The 8,969-nt window shown below is 70.6% G+C and carries 7 protein-coding genes; 4 read left to right on the forward strand and 3 right to left on the reverse strand.

Going from position 1 to position 8,969, the window contains the following annotated elements:
• Nucleotides 1-53: 53 nt before the first annotated feature.
• The 3 genes from ABZY31_RS30800 to ABZY31_RS30810 all read right to left on the reverse strand — a co-directional run bounded on the left by ABZY31_RS30800 (nt 54) and on the right by ABZY31_RS30810 (nt 4,242).
• Nucleotides 54-1,034, reverse strand: a complete 981-nt coding sequence (locus tag ABZY31_RS30800; RefSeq protein ID WP_356416920.1) for a Yip1 family protein — start codon at nt 1,032-1,034, stop codon at nt 54-56.
• Nucleotides 1,035-1,233: 199 nt separating this feature from the next.
• Nucleotides 1,234-3,483, reverse strand: coding sequence for a (Fe-S)-binding protein (locus ABZY31_RS30805; protein ID WP_356416922.1), 2,250 nt, complete (start codon nt 3,481-3,483; stop codon nt 1,234-1,236).
• A 129-nt stretch (nt 3,484-3,612) separates the two neighbouring features.
• Nucleotides 3,613-4,242 carry a sugar transferase gene (locus tag ABZY31_RS30810; protein ID WP_356416924.1) on the reverse strand — a complete coding sequence of 210 codons (630 nt, stop codon included), beginning with the start codon at nt 4,240-4,242 and terminating at the stop codon, nt 3,613-3,615.
• Nucleotides 4,243-4,637: 395 nt separating this feature from the next.
• Between ABZY31_RS30810 and dnaK the strand changes: the two genes are divergently transcribed.
• The 4 genes from dnaK to ABZY31_RS30830 are packed head-to-tail and all read left to right on the forward strand — an operon-like array spanning nt 4,638 to nt 8,828.
• On the forward strand, nt 4,638-6,482 hold the full coding sequence (gene dnaK / locus ABZY31_RS30815; protein ID WP_356416926.1) for a molecular chaperone DnaK: 1,845 nt from the start codon (nt 4,638-4,640) through the stop codon (nt 6,480-6,482).
• The gene (gene grpE, locus ABZY31_RS30820; protein ID WP_356416928.1) at nt 6,482-7,159 is read left to right on the forward strand and encodes a nucleotide exchange factor GrpE; all 678 of its coding nucleotides are present in this window, start codon (nt 6,482-6,484) and stop codon (nt 7,157-7,159) included. The genes dnaK and grpE overlap by 1 nt, the downstream gene beginning before the upstream one ends.
• 33 nt (nt 7,160-7,192) lie before the next feature.
• Entirely contained in the window at nt 7,193-8,380 is a 1,188-nt protein-coding gene (dnaJ, locus tag ABZY31_RS30825; protein WP_356416930.1) for a molecular chaperone DnaJ, read from the forward strand.
• 1 nt (nt 8,381) lies between these two features.
• Nucleotides 8,382-8,828 (forward strand): helix-turn-helix domain-containing protein, encoded by a 447-nt coding sequence (locus ABZY31_RS30830; RefSeq protein WP_283454134.1) that lies wholly within the window; start codon nt 8,382-8,384, stop codon nt 8,826-8,828.
• Nucleotides 8,829-8,969 lie beyond the last annotated feature (141 nt).

Consider the following 8,969-nt stretch of genomic DNA (forward strand, 5'->3'; position numbering starts at 1 on the left):
GCCCGTACGCGATGCGTACGGGCCCTCCCCCATGACGTGCGCGGAGCCGCCGGCTAGATGGTGCCCAGCTTGATGATCGACAGCAGGGCGATCAGCTGGATCGCGGACGCGCCGAGCGCCTTCGGCCACGGCAGGTCGTGCGACTTGCTGACCAGCGAGGTGAACAGGGCGCCGGCCGCCACCCAGGTCGCCCAGCCCAGGATCTGGACGAGGACGTTGTCGCCGCCGAGGAACAGGGCGAACAGCAGGCGCGGGGCGTCCGTGACCGACATGACCAGCATCGACAGGCCGATCGTCGGCTGCCACGCGCCGTCGCCGCCGAGCTGGCGGGCCAGGGTGTGCGTGACCGCGCCCAGGATCAGACCGCAGATGACGAAGGCCACCGCCGAGCTGAGCACGATCGGGACGGCGTTGGCCAGGGTCGCCTTGATGACGTCCTCGCGCGCCTTGTCGAAGCCGAAGACCGCGAGCAGGCCGTACAGGAACGTCACGATCAGAGCCGGACCCCAGACGGCGTGGTCGCGCATCTGGAGGAAGGTCGGGCCGGGCCGCATGACGATGCCCCGGAGCAGGTCCTTCCACTCCAGTCGCGGACCACTGGGCCCGACCGGGGCCTGGGCGCCGCCCGCGTGGTAGGTCGCGCCCTGGCCGTACGGGTCCTCGCCGACGGCGAAGGCCTGCGTGTAGCCGGGGTTGTCCGCGTACGAACCGCCGCCGTGACTGCCCTGACCGCCGTGCCCGCCCTGGCCGCCGTAGCCGTCGTGACCCTGGCCGCCCGCGTACGGGGGACCGCCCTGGCCACCCGCGTACGGAGGCCCGCCCGGGGCGCCCGCGCGGGGGTCGAAGTACTCCGGCTCGCCGTGCCCGCCGGGCGACGGCTGGGGCCACTGCTGCTGCGACGGCGGCCCCGCCGGGGGGTGCGCCGGACGGCCGTACGGCGGTGCCTGCTGCTGCCCGTACGGCGGTTGCTGCTGCGGGGGTTGCTGCGGAGAGCGGTTGTTGTTCCGGCCGCGTCCCATCCTGAATCCTGCCACGTGATCGAACGTACCCGGTCCGGCGGCCGGTGGTGCGCGGGCGGCCGGAACCGGGGGCCTTTGCGGCTGACCTGTGACATCCCCTAGGGGAACCCCGTAGGCCCTCCCGCGCCCCGCGCCCCGCGCGCCGCCGGGACGGCGAAGCGGCCGGTCCCCCTTGCCCAGGGGTACCGGCCGCTCCGTCGTGCGTGTGCCCCGGCTAGCTCGCGGGCTCGGCCGCGGGCTCCGCTTCCGGCTCCGCGGGGGTCCGTACCGATTCCAGCAGCAGCTGCGCCACGTCGACGACCTGCACCGACTCCTTGGCCTGGCCGTCGTTCTTCTTGCCGTTGACCGAGTCGGTCAGCATGACCAGGCAGAACGGGCAGGCGGTCGAGACGATGTCCGGGTTCAGGGACAGGGCCTCCTCGACGCGCTCGTTGTTGATGCGCTTGCCGATCCGCTCCTCCATCCACATCCGCGCGCCACCGGCGCCGCAGCAGAAGCCCCGCTCCTTGTGGCGGTGCATCTCCTGCTGGCGCAGGCCCGGGACGGCCGACATGATCTCGCGCGGCGGCGTGTAGACCTTGTTGTGCCGGCCCAGGTAGCAGGGGTCGTGGTAGGTGATCAGCCCGTCGACCGGCGTGACCGGAGTGAGGCGGCCCTCGTCGATGAGGTGCTGGAGCAGCTGCGTGTGGTGGATGACCTCGTACTCGCCGCCCAGCTGCGGGTACTCGTTCGCGATGGTGTTGAAGCAGTGCGGGCAGGTCGAGACGATCCGCTTCGCCGACTTCGGCTTCTTCGTCTCCGGGTCCTCGTCGTCCTCGCCGAAGGCCATGTTCAGCATGGCGACGTTCTCCTGGGCGAGCTGCTGGAAGAGCGGCTCGTTGCCGAGGCGGCGCGGGGAGTCACCCGTGCACTTCTCGTCGCCGCCCATGATCGCGAACTTGACGCCCGCGATGTTCAGCAGCTCCGCGAAGGCCTTCGTGGTCTTCTTGGCCCGGTCCTCCAGCGCGCCGGCGCAGCCGACCCAGTAGAGGTAGTCGAACTCGGAGAGGTCCTCCGCGTCCTTGCCGATGATCGGGACCTCGAAGTCCACCTCCTTCGTCCACTCGACGCGCTGCTTCTTGGCCAGCCCCCAGGGGTTGCCCTTCTTCTCCAGGTTCTTGAGCATCGTGCCCGCCTCGGACGGGAACGCGCTCTCGATCATCACCTGGTAGCGGCGCATGTCGACGATGTGGTCGATGTGCTCGATGTCGACCGGGCACTGCTCCACGCACGCGCCGCAGCTGGTGCAGGACCAGAGCACGTCCGGGTCGATGACGCCGTTCTCCTCGACGGTGCCGATGAGCGGACGCTCCGCCTCCGCCAGGGCCGCCGCCGGTACGTCCTTCAGCTGCTCCGGGGTCGCCTTCTCGTTGCCCTCCATGTCCTTGCCGCCGCCCGCGAGCAGGTACGGCGCCTTGGCGTGCGCGTGGTCGCGCAGGGACATGATCAGGAGCTTCGGGGACAGCGGCTTGCCCGTGTTCCAGGCCGGGCACTGCGACTGGCAGCGGCCGCACTCGGTGCAGGTGGAGAAGTCGAGGATGCCCTTCCAGGAGAACTGCTCGACCTGGGAGACGCCGAAGACGTCGTCCTCGCCCGGCTCCTCGAAGTCGATCTCCTTGCCGCCGCTCGTCATCGGCTGGAGGGCGCCGAGCGCCGTCGAGCCGTCGGCGTTCCGCTTGAACCAGATGTTCGGGAAGCCGAGGAAGCGGTGCCAGGCGACACCCATGCTGGTGTTGAGCGAGACGACGATCATCCAGATCAGCGAGGTGCCGATCTTGATCATCGCGGTGAAGTAGATGAGCGTCTGCAGCGTGGAGACCGAGAGGCCCTTGAAGGCCAGCACCAGCGGGTACGACAGGAAGTACGCCGGCTCGTAGTGGTCGACGTGGTGGATCGCGCCTTCGAGGCCGCGCAGGGTGAGGATCGCGAGGCCGATGGTGAGGATGATGTACTCGACGAAGTACGCCTGCCAGGCCTTCGAGCCCGCGAAGCGGGACTTGCGGCCGGCCCGCGAGGGCAGGCTGGCCAGTCGGATGGCCATCAGCACCAGGATGCCGACGGTCGTCATCACGCCGATGAACTCGATGTACAGCTCGAACGGCAGGAAGCCGCCGATGACCGGCAGCGTCCAGTCGGCCTGGAAGAGCTGGCCGTAGGCCTGCGCGAGCGTCGGGGGCAGCGTCAGGAAGCCGATCGCGACGAACCAGTGCGCGAAGCCGACGATGCCCCAGCGGTTCATCCGGCTGTGGAAGAGGAACTCCCGGACCAGGGTGAGGGTCCGCTCCTTCGGCCGGTCCGCGCGGCTGCCCGCCGGTACGGGTTGGCCGAGCTTCACGAACCGGTAGATCTGCGCCACGGCTCGGGCGAGCAGCGCGACGCCGACCACGGTCAGGACCAGCGACACGATGATCGCGGCGAGTTGCATGGGAAGGCTCCTCGGGCGGGCCAGGGCGGGCACTCGGGCACTTACTAAGCAGTAACTTAGTCAGTCAAGCCTTGAGATTACCCATTTCCCGGACCGCAATGTAGCCGAGCGCGCGGTGATCTGTGTCGCTCAGGCCACCCTTTGCGGCGCGGGGTCTCGTGCGGGGTCCTGCGCGGGGTCTTGCGTGCGGTCGGGTACGGGCCCCCGCGCGGGGCGCTGCGGGGCGGCCGCGCGCAGCAGGGCGCGCGGGGTCTGCGCCAGGATCGCCAGGTCCATGCCGAGCCAGTGGTTCTCCACGTAGTGGCGGTCCAGCAGGTCCATCTCCTCCCAGGGCAGGTCGGAGCGCGCGCTCACCTGCCACAGGCCCGTCATCCCGGGGCGTACGAGCAGCCGCTCGGGGTGGTCCGCGCGGGCCAGGGGGCGGGGGCCGACCAGGGACATCTCGCCGCGGAGCACGTTGAGCAGCTGCGGGAGGCCGTCCAGGGCGTACCGGTCCAGGGCGGCGCCGAGCCGGGGGCCGTCCGTGCGGAAGCGCCAGGTGCGGAAGGGGTGGCCGCCGAGGCCGGCGCGGGTCTCCCGTACGAAGACGCCCGCGCGAGGGGCGGCGTACAGCGCGGCGGCCACCGCGGCCAGCGGTACGGCCAGGAGGGCCAGCAGGACGGCCGCGCCCAGGAGGTCGGCGACGCGCTTCGCCGGGGGCGGGGCGGGGAGCCGGAGCGCGGGGCGCGCGGGGAGGGGGAGGGGCGGCAGCAGCGGCATGGGTGCACCGTGCCGTACGCCTCCGGCGGGGGGTGGGGGGCGCGCTGCGGGGCCGCGGGCGATCGCCCGCCTGGCCCTGCCGGGGCTCCGCCCCGCACCCCGCGCCTCAAACGCCGGCGGGGCTGGAACCGCCCGGGGCTCCGCCCCTGGACCCCCGCGCCTCAAACGCCGGCGGGGCTGGATTTGGCTCACGCAGGCGCATGGGCGGCGCATCCAGCCTGCGTGGCGATTGAGCGCGCCCCGCACTCCGTGCCGTAACCCCAGGTCGGAGCCCTTGTGAGCGTAAGGGCGACCTAAAAGTTGAGCCTGTCCGGCTCATGTCTGTTGACGGGTCGCGGAGGATGCGGCATCCTTGAGCCTGTTCCACTCAAGTCAGTGTTGCTGGAGGAATCAAAATGGCACGTGCGGTCGGCATCGACCTGGGCACCACCAACTCGGTCGTCAGCGTTCTTGAAGGCGGCGAGCCCACCGTCATCACCAACGCCGAGGGCGCCAGGACCACGCCGTCCGTCGTCGCCTTCGCCAAGAACGGCGAGGTCCTCGTCGGCGAGGTGGCCAAGCGCCAGGCGGTCACCAACGTCGACAGGACCATCCGGTCGGTCAAGCGCCACATGGGCACCGACTGGAAGATCAACCTGGACGGCAAGGACTTCAACCCGCAGCAGATGAGCGCCTTCATCCTGCAGAAGCTGAAGCGCGACGCCGAGGCCTACCTGGGTGAGAAGGTCACGGACGCGGTCATCACCGTCCCGGCCTACTTCAACGACTCCGAGCGTCAGGCGACGAAGGAGGCCGGTGAGATCGCGGGTCTGAACGTCCTGCGCATCGTCAACGAGCCGACCGCCGCCGCCCTGGCCTACGGTCTCGACAAGGACGACCAGACCATTCTCGTCTTCGACCTCGGTGGCGGCACCTTCGACGTGTCGCTCCTGGAGATCGGTGACGGCGTCGTCGAGGTCAAGGCCACCAACGGTGACAACCACCTCGGTGGTGACGACTGGGACCAGCGCGTCGTCGAGTACCTCGTGAAGCAGTTCCAGAACGGCCACGGCGTCGACCTCGCCAAGGACAAGATGGCCCTGCAGCGTCTGCGCGAGGCCGCCGAGAAGGCGAAGATCGAGCTGTCCTCCTCCACGGAGACCTCGATCAACCTGCCCTACATCACGGCGTCCGCCGAGGGCCCGCTGCACCTGGACGAGAAGCTCACGCGCTCCCAGTTCCAGCAGCTGACCGCGGACCTCCTGGACCGCTGCAAGACGCCGTTCCACAACGTCATCAAGGACGCGGGCATCAACCTGTCCGAGATCGACCACGTCGTCCTCGTCGGCGGTTCGACCCGCATGCCCGCCGTCGCCGAACTGGTCAAGGAACTGACCGGCGGCCAGGACGCCAACAAGGGCGTCAACCCGGACGAGGTCGTCGCCATCGGCGCGACCCTCCAGGCCGGCGTCCTCAAGGGTGAGGTCAAGGACGTCCTGCTCCTCGACGTGACCCCGCTGTCCCTCGGTATCGAAACCAAGGGCGGCATCATGACCAAGCTCATCGAGCGCAACACCACGATCCCGACCAAGCGGTCCGAGATCTTCACGACGGCCGAGGACAACCAGCCGTCCGTGCAGATCCAGGTCTACCAGGGCGAGCGCGAGATCGCGGCGTACAACAAGAAGCTCGGCATGTTCGAGCTGACCGGCCTGCCGCCGGCCCCGCGCGGTGTCCCGCAGATCGAGGTCTCCTTCGACATCGACGCGAACGGCATCATGCACGTCACGGCCAAGGACCTCGGCACGGGCAAGGAGCAGAAGATGACCGTCACCGGCGGCTCTTCGCTCGGCAAGGACGAGGTCGACCGCATGCGCCAGGAGGCGGAGCAGTACGCGGACGAGGACCTGCGCCGCAAGGAAGCGGCCGAGTCCCGCAACCAGGGCGAGCAGCTCGTCTACCAGACGGAGAAGTTCGTCAAGGACAACGAGGACAAGGTCCCGGCCGACGTCAAGGCCGAGGTCGAGGCGTCCGTCGCCGAGCTGAAGGAAAAGCTCAAGGGCGAGGACACCGCCGAGATCCGCACTGCGACCGAGAAGCTCGGCGCCGTCAGCCAGAAGCTCGGCCAGGCGATCTACGCCGACGCGCAGGCCGCCCAGGGTGCCGCGGGCGCCGAGGGTGCCCAGCAGGCCAAGGCCGATGACGATGTCGTCGACGCCGAGATCGTCGACGACGAGAAGCCGAAGGGCGGCGCTGCCTGATGTCGGAGGAGACCCCGGGTTTCGAGGAGGAGCCCGTAGTCCCCACCGGTGACGAGGCGGATGACGCCGCGGCCGAGCCGAAGGCCGCCGCCTCCTCCGAGAAGGAGGAGGCGGCCCCGGCCGGGGACGCCGGAGCTGCCGAGTCGCTCGGCAAGGAAACGGCCCTCCTGGCGCAGCTGGACCAGGCCCGCACCGCGCTCGGTGAGCGCACCGCGGACCTCCAGCGGCTCCAGGCCGAGTACCAGAACTACCGCCGCCGGGTCGAGCGGGACCGGATCGCGGTCAAGGAGATCGCGGTCGCGTCCCTCCTGACCGAGCTGCTCCCGACGCTGGACGACATCGGCCGGGCGCGGGAGCACGGCGAACTGCTCGGCGGCTTCAAGTCGGTGGCCGAATCGCTGGAGACGGCCGCCGCCAAGATGGGCCTCCAGCAGTTCGGCAAGGAGGGCGAGCCCTTCGACCCGACGATCCACGAGGCCCTGATGCACTCGTACGCGCCGGACGTCACCGAGGACACCTGCGTGGCGATCCTGCAGCCGGGGTACCGGATCGGCGAGCGTACGATCCGCCCCGCGCGCGTCGCGGTGGCCGAGCCCCAGCCGGGCGCGGCCGCTCCCGCCAAGTCCGAGGACGCGGCCGAGCCGGGTACGGATACGGACGGGCCCGACAAGGGCTGATGTCAGCACCACACGAGAGGAGGGCCACCGGGGATGAGCACTAAGGACTTCGTCGAGAAGGACTACTACAAGGTCCTCGGTGTCCCGAAGGACGCGACCGAGGCCGAGGTCAAGAAGGCGTACCGGAAGCTCGCCCGCGAGTTCCACCCGGACGCCAACAAGGGTGATTCCTCGGCCGAGGAGCGCTTCAAGGAGATCTCCGAGGCGCACGACGTCCTCGGGGACGCCAAGAAGCGCAAGGAGTACGACGAGGCCCGCGCGCTGTTCGGGAACGGTGGCTTCCGCCCCGGTCCCGGCGGTGGCGGCGGCTTCTCCAACTTCGACCTGGGCGACCTCTTCGGAGGCGCCCAGGGCGGTGGAGCGGGCGCCGGCGGCTTCGGCGGCGGCCTGGGCGACGTCTTCGGCGGCCTGTTCAACCGCGGTGGCGCGGGCGCCGGTACGGGCGCCCGCACCCAGCCGCGCCGCGGCCAGGACGTCGAGTCCGAGGTCACCCTCTCCTTCACGGAGGCGGTGGACGGGGCCACGGTGCCGCTGCGGATGTCCTCGCAGGCACCCTGCAAGGCGTGCTCGGGCACCGGTGACAAGAACGGCACCCCCCGGGTGTGCCCGACCTGCGTCGGCACCGGGCAGGTCTCGCGCGGCAGCGGCGGCGGGTTCTCGCTGACCGATCCGTGCTCGGACTGCAAGGGCCGCGGCCTGATCGCCGAGACCCCCTGCGACATCTGCAAGGGCAGCGGACGGGCCCGTTCCTCGCGCACCATGCAGGTCCGGATCCCGGCGGGCGTCTCCGACGGCCAGCGGATCCGGCTGCGCGGCAAGGGAGCTCCGGGAGAGCGCGGCGGTCCGGCCGGCGACCTGTACGTCGTCGTGCACGTCGGCAGCCACCCGGTGTTCGGGCGCAAGGACGACAACCTCACGGTCACCGTCCCGGTCAGCTTCGCGGAGGCGACGCTGGGCGCGGACATCAAGGTGCCGACCCTGAACGGCCCCGCGGTGACGCTGAAGCTGCCGCCGGGCACCCCCAACGGGCGTACGATGCGCGCCCGGGGCAAGGGTGCGGTCCGCAAGGACGGCACCCGCGGCGACCTGCTGGTGACGGTCGAAGTGGCCGTCCCGACGGAGCTGTCGGACAAGGCCCGCGAGGCGCTGGAGTCGTTCCGCGACGCCACGGCCGCGGAGGACCCGCGCTCCACCCTGTTCGAGTCCGCGAAGGGAGCATGACATGGACGGCCGCCGACGCAATCCCTATCAGCTGACCGACGAGACCCCGGTCTACGTCATCTCGGTGGCCGCCCAGCTCTCGGGCCTGCATCCGCAGACCCTGCGCCAGTACGACCGCCTCGGCCTGGTCTCCCCGGACCGGACGGCCGGGCGCGGCCGCCGCTATTCGGCCCGGGACATCGAGCTGCTCCGCACGGTGCAGGCGCTGTCCCAGGACGAGGGCATCAACCTGGCGGGCATCAAGCGGATCATCGAGCTGGAGAACCAGGTGGCCGCGCTCCAGCAGCGCGTCGCCGAACTGTCCACGGCCGTGGACGGGGCGGCGGCCGTGCTGCGCCAGCGCGAGGCCCAGGTGCACGCCTCGTACCGGCGCGACCTGGTCCCCTACCAGCCGCCGCAGCCGGGCAACGCCCTGGTGGTCTGGCGCCCCAAGCGGCCGCTGGACTGACCGACGGCCGCCGGCGGCCCGCACGTGGTGAAGGCCCCGCCCCCGACCTTGGGTTCTAGGAGTCGTCGCAACACCCCAGTTCAAGGGGTGCGATGGAGTTCGAGATCCGCAAGGTGCGGTCGGTGGCCCAAGGCCCGAGGA

It is taken from the genome of Streptomyces sp. NPDC006529, assembly GCF_040611795.1.
Lineage (GTDB): Bacteria > Actinomycetota > Actinomycetes > Streptomycetales > Streptomycetaceae > Streptomyces.